At 72.5% G+C, this 14,642-nt stretch carries 12 protein-coding genes; 2 read left to right on the top strand and 10 right to left on the bottom strand.

Translation table 11 applies throughout. The annotated features are described in order from the left end of the window. From VM95_RS35250 to VM95_RS35240, 3 genes are all read right to left on the bottom strand, one after another. Positions 1-944, bottom strand: a 944-nt coding sequence (locus VM95_RS35250; RefSeq protein ID WP_045704853.1) for an ArsR/SmtB family transcription factor, incomplete at its 3' end; no start/stop codon positions are given. Positions 945-1,059: 115 nt separating this feature from the next. Continuing rightward, positions 1,060-2,709, bottom strand: a complete 1,650-nt coding sequence (locus VM95_RS35245; protein ID WP_045704851.1) for an alkaline phosphatase family protein — start codon at positions 2,707-2,709, stop codon at positions 1,060-1,062. A gap of 360 nt (positions 2,710-3,069) precedes the next feature. Beyond that, positions 3,070-3,366, bottom strand: a complete 297-nt coding sequence (locus tag VM95_RS35240) for a hypothetical protein (RefSeq protein ID WP_045704849.1) — start codon at positions 3,364-3,366, stop codon at positions 3,070-3,072. Positions 3,367-3,442: 76 nt separating this feature from the next. Here VM95_RS35240 and holA point away from each other — a divergent pair, with 76 nt between their 5' ends. Further along, complete coding sequence (gene holA / locus VM95_RS35235; RefSeq protein ID WP_045704847.1) at positions 3,443-4,441, top strand: DNA polymerase III subunit delta; 999 nt, start codon at positions 3,443-3,445, stop codon at positions 4,439-4,441. Positions 4,442-4,481: 40 nt separating this feature from the next. Here holA and VM95_RS35230 read toward each other — a convergent pair whose 3' ends face one another. The 3 genes from VM95_RS35230 to VM95_RS35220 all read right to left on the bottom strand — a co-directional run bounded on the left by VM95_RS35230 (position 4,482) and on the right by VM95_RS35220 (position 6,375). Beyond that, positions 4,482-5,321, bottom strand: a complete 840-nt coding sequence (locus VM95_RS35230) for a hypothetical protein (protein ID WP_045704844.1) — start codon at positions 5,319-5,321, stop codon at positions 4,482-4,484. A gap of 278 nt (positions 5,322-5,599) precedes the next feature. Continuing rightward, positions 5,600-5,869, bottom strand: coding sequence for a 30S ribosomal protein S20 (rpsT, locus tag VM95_RS35225; protein WP_045704842.1), 270 nt, complete (start codon positions 5,867-5,869; stop codon positions 5,600-5,602). A gap of 200 nt (positions 5,870-6,069) precedes the next feature. Then, entirely contained in the window at positions 6,070-6,375 is a 306-nt protein-coding gene (locus VM95_RS35220) for an antibiotic biosynthesis monooxygenase family protein (RefSeq protein ID WP_045704839.1), read from the bottom strand. Between the two features lie 189 nt (positions 6,376-6,564). On the opposite strand from VM95_RS35220, the gene lepA reads away from it, so the two are divergent. Then, positions 6,565-8,433, top strand: a complete 1,869-nt coding sequence (gene lepA / locus VM95_RS35215; RefSeq protein WP_078861039.1) for a translation elongation factor 4 — start codon at positions 6,565-6,567, stop codon at positions 8,431-8,433. 79 nt (positions 8,434-8,512) lie between these two features. Here the strand turns inward: lepA and VM95_RS35210 are convergent, their stop codons facing one another. The 4 genes from VM95_RS35210 to VM95_RS35195 form a co-directional block, all read right to left on the bottom strand. Beyond that, positions 8,513-9,589 carry an NAD(P)/FAD-dependent oxidoreductase gene (locus VM95_RS35210; protein ID WP_045704835.1) on the bottom strand — a complete coding sequence of 359 codons (1,077 nt, stop codon included), beginning with the start codon at positions 9,587-9,589 and terminating at the stop codon, positions 8,513-8,515. Positions 9,590-9,735: 146 nt separating this feature from the next. Beyond that, on the bottom strand, positions 9,736-10,641 hold the full coding sequence (gene sigJ, locus VM95_RS35205) for an RNA polymerase sigma factor SigJ (RefSeq protein WP_244179074.1): 906 nt from the start codon (positions 10,639-10,641) through the stop codon (positions 9,736-9,738). 97 nt (positions 10,642-10,738) lie between these two features. After that, positions 10,739-12,766, bottom strand: coding sequence for an ABC transporter ATP-binding protein (locus tag VM95_RS35200; RefSeq protein WP_045704833.1), 2,028 nt, complete (start codon positions 12,764-12,766; stop codon positions 10,739-10,741). After that, the gene (locus VM95_RS35195) at positions 12,763-14,496 is read right to left on the bottom strand and encodes an ABC transporter ATP-binding protein (protein WP_107073193.1); all 1,734 of its coding nucleotides are present in this window, start codon (positions 14,494-14,496) and stop codon (positions 12,763-12,765) included. The genes VM95_RS35200 and VM95_RS35195 overlap by 4 nt, the downstream gene beginning before the upstream one ends. Between the last annotated feature and the right edge of the window lie 146 nt (positions 14,497-14,642).

Here is a 14,642-nt window from a genome sequence, read left to right as displayed (position 1 = left end):
GTGTTGTGGTGGCGGAGGGTGGTGATCAGGCCGGCTTCGCGCAGCATGGTGGCGTGTTGGCTGGCGCCGGAGGGGCCGATGGCCAGGGCCGTGGCGATCTCGCCGGTTGTGCAGCCGGGGCGTTGCGCGATGACGTGCAGGACGGCGGCGCGGGTGCGGCCCAGCAGGGCGGTGAGTGGGGCCGGGGTGTCGTGGGGCGCGGTGCGGGTGGTGAGGGTCAGGGGTCCGGCCTGCTCGTCGCGGTGGGCGGGGTAGGTCAGGACGGGCTGGGGTTCGGCGTCCGGGTTCACCACGGGTGCCTGGGTGGCGAACACGGACGGCACCAGGAGCAGGCCGCGGCCTTCGAGGTGGACGTCGCCCTCCAGGCCGGAGACCAGGTCGACCTCCAGGACGGGTGCCCGCCACCGGATGCGCGGCGGGTAGAGCCCGTGCAGCAGCCGTTCGACGCCGCCGTGCAGGAGGTCGTGGGACCGGACGGCCCGGTCGGCCGCGATCTGGGCGGTGACCTGGGGCCAGTACGGGGCCAGGGCGACCGCGTGGACCTGGCCGAGGGCGTCGACGAGCTGCCGCAGTGCCTCGGGGCTGTCGCCCAGCCGGGCGGCCCAGCCGGGCAGGCGCTGCCGCTCGGCGATCTGGGCCAGGGTCGTCCGGAGCCGCGTGGTCGGCGTGGCGGCGACCTGCTCCAGCAGCTCGGGGACGCCGCCCGGCCCCCTGGGGCTCAGGAAGCCGGGCGTCCAGCCGTGCCGGGGTGTCAGGTCGAGCACCATGCGCGCCCCGGGCGGCAGGCGGGCCCAGACTTCGCGGCGCCAGGTGCCGAAGCGCAGGGCCTGGTTGCGGTCCTGGAGGACGCGCAGCGCGATGCTGAGCTCTTCCAGCGGCGGGACGGACGGTGCGACGCGGGTGCGGGCGAGGTCGGCGCCGGTGAAGTGGAACCGGTAGACCATGTGCCCTCCGCCGCCCGTCCGGTGTGCCGCCGCGGGTGCTGCTGCAGCTGCCGATTCTTCCAACTGGTCGTTGTGCGCGCCAGGTTGGAACAGGACGAGGTGGCCCGGCCGGGTGTCAGCGGACCGGCAGCGCCTTGGTGTGCTCCTCGCGGACGGCCTGCAGTGCGTGGGGCTGGAGGCCGAGCAGCTTCAGGATGGTCGGCGCGATCTGCTTGGTCTCGACCTTCTCGTCCGAGCGGACGCCGCCCGGGGTGCCGGCGCCGGAGACGACCAGCGGCACGTCGAGGTCGTCGGCGTGGGCGCCGCCGTGCTCGGCGATCTTGCTGCCGCCGGTGTAGACGACGCCGTACTGCGCGACGCCGAAGACGTCGGGCACCCGGGAGTCGCCCGGGGCGACGTGGAAGCGGTCGGCGGCCTCCTCGCCGGCGTAGACCGTTTCGAGGCCGCTGCGGGTGAACGGGCGGGCCTTGCCGCCGATGTCGACGCCGTTGCCGTTCTGCGCCAGCAGGTAGGTCGTGGCGAATTGGGTGGCGGCGGAGGAGCGGTCGTTCAGCCAGAGCAGCACGCCGTCGTCGTCGACGGCGTGGGCGACGAGCGCGCCGGAGCCCGGGTGGGCGGCCTTCCAGGCGGCGTTGAGGCCGTCCAGCAGCGGGCCGTCGTCGATCCGGTTGAGCGCGGTCGGGTCGGTCGGGGACTGGCCGTGCTTGGCCGAGAGGATGACGGTGGTGGAGCCGTCCAGGTGCTGCTTGCGCAGTTCGCGGGTGAGCGCGTCGATCTGCCGGTCGACGAATTCCAGGTTCTTGGCGAGCAGCGGCCCGGGCACGCCCTTGGTGGCGTAGCCGCCCTGGAGGCCGTCTGAGGTCTTGAGCTTCTGCGCGGTGGAGACCGACTGGAGGTTGAGGCCGAAGACGGCCGGGGTGCCGACCGGTGCGGTGCGGCTGTGGTCGTAGCCGTCGATCTCGTTGAGGACGGCCTGCACCTTGTACGTGTCGTACTGCTCGGTGGCCTGGTTGTCCTTGGTCCAGTCGCCGCTGTACCCGGTGGCCCTGCTGTTGATCTCCGGGGTGAAGAGGTCCTGGATGCCTTCGCCGGAGGGGCCGTTGAGGATGTCGTAGGCGGCGTGCTTGTCGGACCAGGCGGTGCGCAGCCCGGCCTGGCGGGCGACCTCGAAGACGGTGTTCACCCGGAGGTAGGAGTGCGGCTGGACGGGCTTGCAGGTGTGCGGGTCGACCGGGAGTTTGGCCGGGTCGAGCAGGGTCTGGGGCCAGCCGGTCATCCGCAGGATGGAGCCGGGCAGGCCGGTGAGGCCCTGGCCGGCGTCGAGCGCGTCCTGGTTCCGGTCGAGGTTCTCGGTGAGGTCCACCTCGGCCCCGGGCTTGGCGTTCGTGCAGTCGGTGGTGCCGGCGGGGAGCAGCGCGGCGTCGTAGCTGTCGTCGTAGTAGACGCCGGTGGTGCCGGGGCCGCCGCCGGTGAGTTGGGCGACCATGCCGGGGAAGGAGTCGGAGGGGTTGGTGGTGGCGGCGTGGGTGTACTCGACGCCGCCGTGGACGAGTCGGGCGAGGGCCGACTGGGGGTGCTGGGCCACGAACCAGGTGAGGTCCGACTGGTGCAGGCCGTCGACGGAGACCAGGAGGACGTGCTGGGCGTGGGCGCCGCGGCCCTCCTCGGTGGCTGCCTGGGCGGCGGCTGCCTGGGCGACGGTGGATCCGGCGAGCACACCGGCGGCGCCGAGGGTGGCGGCCAGCCGAACATAGCGACGGGTCACGGAGGGCTCCTGTGGGCGGGGAGGGGAGGTGGCTGCGGCGGTGCGCCCCCAGGGTGGGAGTCGTCGGTGTACCGGCGGCGGCGGGCAGGTGAACGGTGCCGGGCTCGTGTGTGCGGGGGCCGGGCGTCTTACCGATTTCTCACCGACTGGGCTCCTCACCACGGTACTTGGGGATTCGCCGGGAGCTCCGGCGTGCCGCCGGGCGGTGCCGCGGCACGCCGGGGCCGGGGGTCGGAAGGTGATGGCGATCTTGCCGTCGAGGGCGCTTTCCCGGAAGCGGGCGTGGGGCGGTGCGGATGTCGGTGAGGGCGTGGGCGGAGTGGAGGCGCCGGCGGAGGGCGCCGGCGGCGCCGGTGCTGCTCAGGCCTCTTCGCGCCAGCCTTCGTGGGCGGCGGCGAGGGTGTCGAGGGCGTGGAGCAGGGCCGGGGTCCAGCCGCCGTCCGGGGCGTCGAGGACGAGGAGCCACTGGGCGTCCTCGGCGTCGTCCTCGCCGGCCAGGGCGTCGCGGACGATCTCGGGTTCGTCGAGGTCGGGCTGGGCGGCGGCGAGTTCTTCGGCGGTCTCCTCGGCGGTGTCGCGGTCCGGGAGGACGAGCAGCTGGCGCGCGTACGGGTCGTCGACGGCCGGGAGGCCGGCCGGGTGGTGGTTCTCGGTCACCGGACCATTCTCCAGGCCGGACGGCCGGAGTCGGAGCGCGGGGGAGTGTCCGCGGCCCGTGGGATGCTGGTAGGCGATGGCCAGGAAGAGTGCACCCGACGACCTGCTCGCCCCGCTGACCCTCGCGGTCGGCCAGGAGGAGCTGCTGCTGGACCGCGCGGTCGCCCAGGTGGTGGCGGCGGCGAAGGCGGCGGACCCGGACACCGATGTGCGGGATCTGCCGCCCGGTGGCCTGCAGCCGGGCAGTCTGGCCGAGTTGACCACGCCGTCGCTGTTCGCCGAGCGCAAGGTGATCGTGGTCCGGGCCGCGCAGGACCTCTCGGCGGATGCGGTGAAGGAGCTGAAGGCCTACCTGGAGGCGCCGGCCGACGAGGTGATCGTCGTGCTGGTGCACGCGGGCGGGGCCAAGGGCAAGGGCCTGCTGGACGCGGGGCGCAAGCTGGGCGGGCGCGAGGTGGCCTGCGCGAAGCTGACCAAGGCGGGCGAGCGGCTGGCGTTCGTGAAGGGCGAGTTCCGCACGCTGGGGCGCTCGGCCACGCCGGAGGCCTGCCAGGCGCTGCTGGACGCGCTGGGCAGCGATCTGCGCGAGCTGGCGGCCGCGTGCAGCCAGTTGACCTCGGACGTCGAGGGCGCGATCGACGAGACGGTGGTGGCCCGCTACTACAGCGGCCGGGCGGAGGCGACCGGCTTCGAGGTGGCGGACCTGGCGGTGACCGGCCGGGCGGCGGAGGCGCTGGAGCGGCTGCGCTGGGCGCTGGCGGTCGGCCAGCCGCCGACCGGCATCACCTACGCGCTGGCGTCCGGGGTGCGCAGCATCGGCCGGTTGGCGACGGCGGGGCGCAATCTGCGCCCGGGTGATCTGGCCCGGGAGCTGGGCATGCCGCCGTGGAAGGTGGACCGGGTGCGCCAGCAGATGCGCGGCTGGACGGGCGACGGCGTGGCGGCCGCGCTGACCGCGATCGCGCAGGCGGACGCGGCGGTCAAGGGCGGTTCGGACGATCCGGCGTACGCGCTGGAGCGTGCGGTGGTCGCGGTGGCCCGCGCCGCCCGGGCCGGCTCCCGCCCGTCGTACTGACGGGGCCCGCGGGCCGGGCGGCCGGACGGTCCTCCCGCGCCTACGTGCGCAGGGAGCGGGTGGTCGCCCAGGTGTCGGTCTGCATGGCGACGCGCAGGTCCTCCTTGCTCGGGACCTTGGTCTTGCCCTCCGAGTAGCTGCCGCTCCAGGAGAAGAAGTAGGTCATCCCGCCGTCGCGGACGTTCACCTCGGCGTGGACGTTGTGCCAGGTCTTGTCGGCGCCGCCCGTGCCGGTCTCGTCGAGGTACGCGAAGTAGGCCTCGTCGCCGAGGCCGGGGATGTCGGTGAGCTGGTAGTTCCGCTGCCGGTAGGCGTCCTTGCTGGCGGCGAACTCGGGCGCCGGGTTGACGGCCTTGTGCAGGTCGGCGCGCATGTAGGAGGCGGCGTACTGGGCGTCGTCGGTGCTCGGGCTGTTCCGCTCCAGCGTCATGGAGCAGACCATGGTGTCCAGGTTGGCGTGCCGGTCGGTGTGCTTGTACGGCGGGCTGCTGTCCGGGATCTTGTACAGCCGGAGGAGTTCCTGCGGTTTGCCGCTGGCGCAGAAGTCGTCGGAGAGCTTGAAGGCGCTGACGCTGCGCGGCGAGGTGTCGCTCTGGACCAGGTCGGGGACGAGGGTGACGGCGGCGGCCCAGCCGCTGGAGGCGAGCACGGCGCCGACGAAGGCCCAGACGGCGTTGCGGCGCAGGCTGCCGCCCCGGGCCGGTCTGCCCGCGCCGCTGTCCGAGCCTCCCGCCGCACCCGGCGCACCCGCTACACCCCCCGCACCCGCCGCACCGGCCGCCGGCTGCGGCGGCCCGAAGCCCGCGGGCCCGGGCGTCCCGGGCGTCTGCTGCGGGTAGCCGTACCCGGGCCCGTTCGGCGATGGCGGCGGCATGGTCATGGAGTCCCCCTCTGGTCCGGCGCACCGGCGCTCCCCTGCGCCTCGACGCCCTGTGGCGGTGCGGGACCGACCTTAGGGCCCGGGCCCGCAAAGCGACAGGCGCCGCGGCCGCCCCTGGGGAAGGGGCTTGCCGCGGCGCCTGCCGCACTGCTGTGTGCACCGCACCCGCGTGGCGAACGCAGGCCGCGTGCGGTGCGAGTTCTCGTCCGCCTCGGGGACCGGGTAGAGGGCCGGGTCGTTTCCGGGGCGGGGTGGGGGCCGGAGCCCCCGGGGCGACGTCAGGCCTGGGCGGCCGAGGCGACGTGCTTGGTGATGGCCGACTTCTTGTTGGCGGCCTGGTTGGCGTGGATGACGCCCTTGCTCACGGCCTTGTCCAGCGCCTTGGAGGCGGCGCGGGCCAGCACGACGGCCTTCTCGGTCTCGCCGGCGGCAGCGGCCTCACGGGCCTTGCGCAGAGCGGTCTTCAGCGAGGACTTGACGGCCTTGTTGCGCAGGCGCGCCTTCTCGTTGGTCTTGTTGCGCTTGATCTGGGACTTGATGTTCGCCACGAAGGAGCCTCAGTCTGTGAAAAGTTGAACGGGTTCCGCACCGGCGGCCTTCGGTCAGGCTGAGAGGGCATGCCGGGGCCAGGTGCAGCTGACCACGCTACCAGGGGGCCGCTCCCCGGCCCAAACCGGGCAGCACGCGCGGCCGCCCGCACAGCAGCAGGCACAGCAGCAGGCACGGCGGCCCGCACGCGGCCCCACGACTACGCGCTCAGCACCGGCTCCCCGTAGTGCTCGACCTCGGGGAACGGCCGGTAGAAGCGGTGCAGCAGCTCCCGCCACCGCCCGTACTCGGCGGAGCCGCGGAACCCCTCGGTGTGGTCGGCCAACGTCTCCCACTCCACCTGGAGCAGGAAGCGCGAGCCGCGCCCCTCGTCGAGGCAGCGGCGCAGTTCCAGGGAGCGGAAGCCGCGCTGGACGGCGATCAGCGGGCGGGCCTCGGCGAAGGCGGCGAGGAACTCGTCCTCCCGGCCGGGCAGGACGTCCAGCAGTGCGCTTTCGAGGATCATGGGTGGCCATCCTGCCGCCGGGAGGCGGGCGGCGGAAGGCCGCGAGGTGCCCGAACGGCGGGCCGTGCCGCGGTCGTGGGAAGATGGGAGGAACTATTTCGATCGGACGAGACCGTCCGGTCCCCGGGATAGCCGGTCAGCGATGATCGGGACACCCCCGGCCCCGGACCAACGGAGAATCGGACCAAGGTGCCCGCGACCCCCAGCAATGTGCCAGAGCCCAGCCGTACCGACCCGGCGCTGATTCGCAACTTCTGCATCATCGCCCACATCGACCACGGCAAGTCGACGCTCGCAGACCGGATGCTGCAGATCACCGGCGTCGTCGACCCGCGGCAGATGCGTGCCCAGTACCTCGACCGGATGGACATCGAGCGCGAGCGCGGCATCACCATCAAGTCGCAGGCGGTCCGCCTCCCGTGGGCCCCGAAGACCGGGCCGGGTGCCGGGACGACGCACATCCTCAACATGATCGACACCCCGGGCCACGTGGACTTCACGTACGAGGTGTCCCGCTCCCTGGCGGCCTGCGAGGGCACCATCCTGGTGGTCGACGCGGCCCAGGGCATCGAGGCGCAGACCCTCGCCAACCTGTACCTGGCGCTGGAGAACGACCTCACGATCATCCCGGTCCTGAACAAGATCGACCTGCCGGCCGCCCAGCCGGAGAAGTACGCCGCGGAGATCGCGCACATCATCGGCTGCGACCCCTCGGACGTGCTGCAGGTCAGCGCCAAGACGGGCCTGGGCGTCGAGGACCTGCTCGACCACATCGTCAACACCATCCCGGCCCCGGTCGGCGTCAAGAACGCCCCGGCCCGCGCGATGATCTTCGACTCGGTGTACGACGCCTACCGCGGCGTGGTCACCTACGTCCGTGTCGTGGACGGCCAGCTCACCAAGCGCGAGCGCATCGCGATGATGTCGACCGGCGCCACCCACGAGCTGCTGGAGATCGGCGTCATCTCGCCCGAGCCGAAGGTCGCGGACGGCCTGGGCGTCGGCGAGGTGGGCTACATCATCACCGGTGTGAAGGACGTCCGGCAGTCCAAGGTCGGTGACACGATCACCTCGCAGAACAAGGGCGCCACCGAGCCGCTGGGCGGCTACAAGGACCCGCGTCCGATGGTGTTCTCCGGCCTGTACCCGCTGGACGGCTCGGACTACCCGCTGCTGCGCGACGCCCTGGACAAGCTGCGCCTCAACGACGCCGCCCTGGTGTACGAGCCGGAGACCTCGGTCGCGCTCGGCTTCGGCTACCGCTGCGGCTTCCTCGGCCTGCTGCACCTGGAGATCATCCGGGAGCGCCTGGAGCGCGAGTTCAACCTCGACCTGATCTCCACCGCCCCGAACGTGATCTACCGGGTGATCATGGAGGACGGCACCGAGCACACCGTCACCAACCCGAGCGAGTTCCCGAGCGGCAAGATCGCCGAGGTGTACGAGCCGATCGTGCGCGGCACCATCCTGGCGCCCAACGAGTTCGTCGGCGCGATCATGGAGCTGTGCCAGTCCCGCCGCGGCGCCCTGCAGGGCATGGACTACCTGTCCGAGGACCGCGTCGAGCTGCGCTACACCCTGCCGCTCGCCGAGATCGTCTTCGACTTCTTCGACCAGCTGAAGTCCAAGACCCGCGGCTACGCCTCGCTCGACTACGAGCCCATCGGCGAGCAGACCGCCAACCTGGTCAAGGTCGACATCCTGCTGCACGGCGACGCGGTGGACGCGTTCTCCGCGATCGTGCACAAGGACAAGGCCTACGGCTACGGCGTGATGATGGCCGGCAAGCTCCAGAAGCTCATCCCCCGCCAGCAGTTCGAGGTGCCGATCCAGGCCGCGATCGGCTCCCGGGTGATCGCCCGCGAGACGGTCCGCGCGATCCGCAAGGACGTCCTCGCCAAGTGCTACGGCGGCGACATCTCCCGCAAGCGCAAGCTCCTGGAGAAGCAGAAGGAGGGCAAGAAGCGGATGAAGATGGTCGGCCGGGTGGAGGTCCCGCAGGAGGCCTTCATCGCCGCGCTCTCCACCGACGCCGAGGCGCCGAAGGAGAAGAAGTAACGGTGTGAACGCGAGGGCCCGGGCAGCACGCCCGGGCCCTCGCGCGTTCCCGGGCCCCCGCCCGGCGACCGGACAGGGCCTACTTGAGCGCGCCGAGCACGAAGCCGACGATCCCGGCCTTGGCCAGCCGCCCCGCGGTGCCGGTGAGGACGGTGGGCTTCATCGAGTCGTCCGGGTGGACCAGCTGCAGCAGCCCGTCCCGCCGGCCGAGGCTCAGGCACTGCACGACGTACCGGTAGCCGAACGGCTCGTCGGTGCGCCCGTCGAGCAGCTTGCCGAGGTACTGGCCCATGGGCAGCGCGGTGGCGCAGCCCATCCGCAGGGTGCCGATGCCGGGGAGGGTGACGGCGGCGGCGTCGCCGGCCACGTGGACGTCGGGGTGCGAGAGCGACCGCAGGTGGTTGTCGACGAGGGCCCGGCCGCGCTCGTCCACGGCCAGTCCGGCCTCGGCGGCCAGCGGGTGGGGTTCCAGCGAGGCGGCCCACAGGGTGAGGTCGGCGGTGATCGGGCCGGCGGTGGTGCGCGGCCCGTCCGGGGTGACCTCGGTGACGGTGGCGTCCTCGTGGACGGCGACGCCGAGCCGGTCGAGGACCTTGCGGATGTGGGCGCGGCCCTTGGGCGAGTAGCCGCCGCCGACCTGGCCGGCGGCGACGATCCGCACCCGCCAGTCGGGGTGGGCCTCGGCGAGTTCGGTGGCCAGTTCGATGCCGGTGGCGCCGCCGCCGACGACGGCCAGGGTGCCGGGGCGGTCGGCGTCGCGGATCAGGCGCCGGACCTCGGCGGCGCGCTCCACGGGGTGGGCGTGCTCGGCGGCGCCGGGGACGCCGTGCCAGGCGGTGCGGCTGCCGAGGGCGTAGACCAGGGTGTCGTAGCCGAGGACGGTGCCGTCGTCGAGGACGGCCTTGTGGCCGTCCAGGTCGAGCTCGACGGCCCTGGCGCGCCGGTGCTGGATGCGTCGTCCGCGGGCCAGGTCGGCGATGGCGGGCCAGTCGCGGCCGCGGCCGGCCGCGGTCTCGTGCTGGCGGATGCGGTGCAGGAGCCGCTGCTCGGGGGCGACCAGGGTGACGTCGTGGTGCCGGCCGGCGCCCTTGGCCGCGGTGAGTCCGGCGTATCCGGCGCCCAGGACGACGATCCGCTGCTCGGTGGTGGTGCTCATCTCGTCCGCCTCCTTGCGGGGGTGCGCCCCTGCGGAGCGCTGTTCGGGAGGGGGACGACGCGGCCGGCCGGAGTGTGACGGTGACCCGCGTCACACGCCGGTCGCGAGCTGACCGGTCAGGAGCCGACCGGTCAGGAGCGGACCGGTCAGGAGCCGATCGGGGTGATGCGGCCGAGCTTCTCCGGGTTGACCACCACGTAGGCCTCGGTGATCCGCCCGTCGGCGACGGTGAAGGCGAGGACGCCGGCGACGGTGCCGGTGGGCCGGTCGTACCAGACCAGGCCCGGTTCGCCGTTGACCAGGGCGAGGTCGAGGCCGTGCTCGGGGGTGAACCACTTCGCGACCAGGCCGCCCACCAGCCGGGCCACCTTCTCGGAGCCGAGGACGGGGCGGACGCCGGCGCGGACGATGCCGCCGCCGTCGGAGTGCCAGACCACGTCCGGGTCGAGGACCTCCATCAGGCCGAGGATGTCACCGCGGGTGCTGGCGTCGGCGAAGGCCTCGACGGCCCGCCGGTGCGCGGCCGGGTCGGCGCTGGCGTGCCGGCCGCCGTCCCGGACGCGGCGGCGGGCCCGGGAGGCGAGCTGGCGGGTGGCGTCGGGGGTGCGGTCGAGGGAGGCGGCGATGTCCTCGAAGCCGACCGCGAAGACGTCGTGCAGCACGAACGCGGCCCGCTCGGCGGGGGTGAGCTGTTCGAGGACGGCGAGCAGGGCGAGCGAGACGGACTCGCCGCGTTCGGCGAGTTCGGCGGGGGAGTCGGGGGTGCTCGCGTAGGAGACGGACGGCTCGGGCAGCCACTCGCCGTAGTAGGCCTCGCGGCGGGCGCGGGCGGAGCCGAGCTGGTCGTAGCAGAGCCGGGTGACGACGGTGGTGAGGAAGGCGCGCGGGTCGTCGACGGCGGCGCGGTCGGCGGCCTGCCAGCGCAGCCAGGCCTCCTGGAGCACGTCCTCGGCGTCGGTGAAGGAGCCGAGCAGCCGGTAGGCGACGGAGCCCAGGTAGCGGCGGTTCGTCTCGAACGGGTCGGTGTCGTCGGTGGCCCGGTGGTCGATCACGGGCCCAAGGTAGCGCCTGGGGGCGCCGGGGCGAAGGGCCGGGGGCGCGACGAGCCGGGGCGGGACCGTCCGCCCCGGCTCGTCGCGCAGTGCGGTGTCAGTCGACCTCGGCCACGGCCTCGGCGAACTGGGCCTGGTAGAGCCGGGCGTAGGCGCCGTCGACGGCGATCAGCTCGTCGTGCGAGCCCTGTTCGACGATCGAGCCGTTCTCCATCACCAGGATCACGTCGGCGTCCCGGATGGTGGAGAGCCGGTGGGCGATCACGAAGCTGGTGCGGCCGGCGCGCAGCCGGGCCATGGCCCGCTGGATCAGCACCTCGGTGCGGGTGTCGACGGAGCTGGTGGCCTCGTCGAGGACCAGGATGGACGGCTGGGCGAGGAACGCCCGGGCGATGGTGATGAGTTGCTTCTCGCCGGCGCTGACGCCCGCGCCCTCGTCGTCGATGACGGTGTCGTAGCCGTCCGGCAGGGTGCGCACGAAGCGGTCGACGTGGGCGGCCCTGGCGGCTTCGACGACCTGGTCGAGGGTGGCTCCCTGGGCGCCGTAGGCGATGTTGTCGGCGATGCTGCCGCCGAACAGCCAGGTGTCCTGGAGGACCATGCCGATGCCGGAGCGCAGTTCCTCGCGGGACATCGCGGCGATGTCGACGCCGTCGAGGGTGATCCGCCCGGAGCTGACCTCGTAGAACCGCATCAGCAGGTTGACGAGGGTGGTCTTGCCGGCGCCGGTGGGGCCGACGATGGCGACGGTCTGGCCGGGTTCGACCTTGAGCGAGAGGTCCTCGATGAGCGGCTTGTCGGGGTCGTAGCGGAACGAGACGTCCTGGAAGGCGACCCGGCCGTGGATCGCGTCGGGCTTCTCGGGCATGGCCGGTTCGGGGGTCTGCTCGGGGGCGTCGAGGAGTTCGAAGACGCGCTCGGCGGAGGCGACGCCGGACTGCACCAGGTTGGCCATGCTGGCGACCTGGGTGAGCGGCTGGCTGAACTGCCGGGAGTACTGGATGAACGCCTGCACGTCGCCGATGGACAGGGCGCCGCTGGCGACCCGCAGGCCGCCGACGACGGCGACGAGCACGTACTGCAGGTTGCCGATCAGCATCATCGCGGGCTGGATGATCCCGGAGATGAACTGGGACTTGAAGCTGGCCTGGTAGAGCGCCTCGTTGTGCTCGCGGAAGGTCTCGGCGGCCTCGCGCTGGCGGCCGAACGCCTTGACCAGGGTGTGCCCGGTGTACATCTCCTCGATGTGGGCGTTCAACTTTCCGGTGGACGCCCACTGTTGGACGAACTGGGGCTGGGCGCGCTTGCCGACCTTGGCGGCGACGACGACCGACAGCGGGACGGCGACCAGGGCGATCGCGGCGAGCAGCGGGGAGATCCAGAACATCATCGCGAGCACGCCGACGACGGTGAGCAGCGAGTTGACGACCTGTCCCATGGTCTGCTGCATGGACTGGCCGATGTTGTCGATGTCGTTGGTGACCCGGCTGAGCACCTCGCCGCGCGGCTGCTTGTCGAAGTAGCTGAGCGGCAGGCGGGCGAGTTTGGCCTCGACGTCCTGGCGCAGCCGGTAGACGGACCGCTGGACGGCGGTGGTGGCGAGGCGGCCCTGGACGATGCCGAACAGGGCGGAGGCGACGTAGATCGCGAGGACCCAGAGCAGCACGGTGCCGATGGCGCCGAAGTCCATGCCGGAGCCGGGGGTGAAGTCGACGGAGGAGAGCACGTCGGCGATGCCGTTGTCGCCGTGGGCGCGCAGGCCGGCGACGGCCTGGGCCTTGGTGAGGCCGGGGTCGAAGCGGGGGCCGACGACGCCGGCGAAGATCAGGTCGGTGGCGTGGCCGAGGACCTTGGGGCCGATGACGGCGCAGCCGATGCCGAGCACGCCGAGGCCGATCATGGCGGAGAGCAGGGCGCGTTCGGGGCGCAGCAGGCCGAGGACGCGTCTGCCGGAGTTCTTGAAGTCCATGGACTTCTCGGCGCCCTGGCCGCCGGCGAAGCGGCCGGGTCCGGCGGGGCCGCGGCGGGCGGCGGCGGCCTGCGAGTCGCTGGGGACGGCGGCCGCGGGCTTGCCGCCGGGCTTGCCGCCGGCCTTGGGGTCGGGCTTGTCGCCGGGGCTGGTCACGCCGCCTCCTGCTCGGTGAGCTGGGAGAGCACGATCTCCCGGTACGTCGGGTTGTCGGCCATGAGTTCGTGGTGGGTGCCGGTGCCGACGACGGCGCCTTCGTCGAGGACGATGATGCGGTCGGCGTCGCGGATGGTGGAGACGCGCTGGGCGACGATGAGCACGGTGGCGTCGGAGGTCTCGCGGGCGAGGGCCTTGCGGAGTTTGGCGTCGGTGGCGTAGTCGAGGGCGGAGAAGGAGTCGTCGAAGAGGTAGACGCCGGGTTTGCGGACGAGGGCGCGGGCGATGGCGAGGCGCTGGCGCTGGCCGCCGGAGACGTTGCTGCCGCCCTGGGCGATGGGGGCGTCGAGGCCTTCGGGCATCTTCTCGACGAAGTCCTTGGCCTGGGCGACGTCGAGGGCGTGCCAGAGTTCCTCGTCGGTGGCGTCGGGCCGGCCGTAGCGCAGGTTGCTGGCGATGGTGCCGGTGAACAGGTAGGGCTTCTGCGGGACGAGGCCGACGGTGTCGGCGATGGCCTCGGGGGCGAGGTCGCGGACGTCGACGCCGTCGAGCAGGACCTGGCCGGTGGTGGCGTCGAAGAGCCGGGGGACGAGGCCGAGCAGGGTGGACTTGCCGCTGCCGGTGGAGCCGATGACGGCGGTGGTCTCGCCGGGCCGGGCGGTGAGGGCGATGCCGCGCAGGACGGGGGCTTCGGCGCCGGGGTAGCGGAAGTCGACGTCGCGCAGTTCGAGGTTGCCGCGGCGGGGCGTCTCGGTGACGGGCGTGGCGGGCGGGACGACGCTGGAGGAGGTGTCGAGGACTTCCTGGATGCGTTCGGCGCAGACCTCGGCGCGGGGCACCATCATGAACATGAAGGTGGCCATCATGACGCTCATCAGGATCTGCATGAGGTAGGAGAGGAACGCGGTGAGCGCGCCGATCTCCATGCCGCCGCTGTCGATGCGCTGGGCGCCGAACCAGAGGACGGCGACGCTGGAGGCGTTCACGACGAACATGACGGCCGGGAACATGAAGGACATCAGCCGGCCGACCTGGAGGGCCGTGTGGGTGAGGTCGCGGTTGGCGTCGTCGAAGCGGGTCTGCTCGTGGTCGTCCTTGACGAAGGCGCGGATGACCCGGATGCCGGTGATCTGTTCGCGCAGCACCCGGTTCACGGTGTCGATCTTCACCTGCATGCTGCGGAACTTGGGGCGCAGCGAGCGGACCAGCAGGATGACGACGGTGCCGAGGACGGGGATGACGGCGAGCAGCAGGCCGGACAGGGGGACGTCCTGGTTGAGCGCCATGATGATGCCGCCGACGCACATGATGGGTGCGGCGACCATGAGCGTGAAGCTCATCAGGGCGAGCATCTGGACCTGTTGGACGTCGTTGGTGGTGCGGGTGATCAGGGAGGGCGCGCCGAACTGGCCGACCTCGCGGGCGGAGAAGCTCTGCACGCGGTCGAAGACGGCGGCGCGGACGTCCCGGCCGAAGGCCATCGCGGCGTGGGCGCCGTAGTGGACGGCGCCGATCGAGCACAGGGCCTGGACCAGGGTGACGCCGATCATCACGGCGCCGACGCGCATGATGTAGCCGGTGTCGCCCTTGACGACGCCGCTGTCGATGATGTCGGCGTTCAGGGTCGGCAGGTAGAGCGCCGCGAGGGTGGACACCAGCTGGAGGACGACCAGCAGGGCGATCGGTCGGGAGTAGGGGCGAAGGTACGCCCTGAGCAGTCTGAGCAGCACTGTCACACTCTTGTCGTCGGCGGGTGGTTTCGCATCCCAATTCTCGGCCCTCGTGGGGCTCGTACGGGTGATTCGGCCTATCAGCGGGGGAGTTTGCCAGGGTTTTGCCGTACCCTTCGGCCGGCTCGGCGGGCCCAGGGGTGGGG

Source organism: Streptomyces rubellomurinus, assembly GCF_000961885.1.
GTDB classification, from domain to species: domain Bacteria; phylum Actinomycetota; class Actinomycetes; order Streptomycetales; family Streptomycetaceae; genus Kitasatospora; species Kitasatospora rubellomurina.
The sequence above is the reverse complement of the archived record's forward strand: the minus strand, read 5'-3'. Positions and strand labels throughout refer to the sequence as shown.

What these genes read in the sequence shown, in the direction of transcription:
- VM95_RS35220 (WP_045704839.1), bottom strand. Translation starts at nt 6,375, where the DNA reads ATGATCCTCGAAAGCGCACTGCTGGACGTCCTGCCCGGCCGGGAGGAC.
- VM95_RS35210 (WP_045704835.1), bottom strand. Translation starts at nt 9,589, where the DNA reads ATGAGCACCACCACCGAGCAGCGGATCGTCGTCCTGGGCGCCGGATAC.
- holA (WP_045704847.1), top strand. Translation starts at nt 3,443, where the DNA reads ATGGCCAGGAAGAGTGCACCCGACGACCTGCTCGCCCCGCTGACCCTC.
- VM95_RS35230 (WP_045704844.1), bottom strand. Translation starts at nt 5,321, where the DNA reads ATGACCATGCCGCCGCCATCGCCGAACGGGCCCGGGTACGGCTACCCG.